At 45.8% G+C, this 1,000-nt stretch carries 2 protein-coding genes; both read left to right on the forward strand.

Annotated features, from left to right (window positions below; translation table 11 throughout):
• Nucleotides 1-385 precede the first annotated feature (385 nt).
• Nucleotides 386-583, forward strand: a complete 198-nt coding sequence (locus A1OO_RS23455) for a hypothetical protein (RefSeq protein ID WP_158009009.1) — start codon at nucleotides 386-388, stop codon at nucleotides 581-583.
• Between the two features lie 146 nt (nucleotides 584-729).
• Nucleotides 730-1,000 (forward strand): site-specific integrase (locus A1OO_RS23005; protein WP_017002961.1); only part of this gene is annotated, 271 nt, incomplete at its 3' end.

Genomic DNA, 1,000 nt, shown 5'->3' on the forward strand with positions numbered 1-1,000 from the left:
CACACACCGCTAACGTAAATCATTGAAGTTAATAGTTATCTATTAACCTCATGGCTACGCGCGTCCTGACAAAAGTGACGGGCGTAGATCCATCCTATGCTCATCCGAGCAATTTACTCAATAAAGAGGCGTCGGGCTTGTTCAACACCCGAATAAAGTGTCGGCTGCGCGACACTTATTCTTATTTGTTATGTTCGTTGTTTAAAGCGCACGAACAACCTCAAAAGCCACAAATTCAACGGTAGTAAGATTACGATACCAAACAGCCACAAAACATCATTCAAGTACGGAAATGCGACTCCCCCTTTTAGTACATGCAGACCAAAGAAACCTTCTAATAAACCACCAATCAAGAGAAGAACGACGTACAAAGGGATATAGAGTAGTGAAACAACCCACTTCAGTATTGCTGTTTGAATCAAATCGTTATGAAGCAGATACGAGCAATATGCCTGAACAATTGAAAGGAGAAAAGCAACTAGCCATATTCCTCGATCCTTCATATTACCCCTTAGAACATGTAGCCGCATTAAGGTGTGAACAACGCTACCACGAAACCTTACCTTACCACCGTAAACACTGAACTCAACGATGGAATGAAAAATGCCAAGCGTTGAGAATGTCCAGTTAAGCGCCTTGTTGAACGAAGCCGCTATGCGGCAGAATAGAACATCCCGTCTACGTTTCTCCCAACCCTGCCAGTCCGGCAGCGGACAGGAGAAACACACCATGAACCGTCAACAACAGCAGCGCTTCGATGCGCTTTATCAACAGCACCTCAATAACTTAACCCTTCAAGGGAAACGACCCGCCACCATTGATGCCTACAGCCGTGCCGTCCGCCGCATCGCCCAGTTCTTTGATTGTCCACCGGATAATCTCTCTCAGCAACAGCTCAAAACCTACTTCGTGAACCTTATCGGAACCCACTCCTGGAGCACCGTCAAACTCGATCGCAATGGCTTGCAGTTCTTCTATCGCTACACCCTTAATAAGCAAT

The organism is Enterovibrio norvegicus FF-33, assembly GCF_000286835.2.
Lineage (GTDB): Bacteria > Pseudomonadota > Gammaproteobacteria > Enterobacterales > Vibrionaceae > Enterovibrio > Enterovibrio norvegicus_A.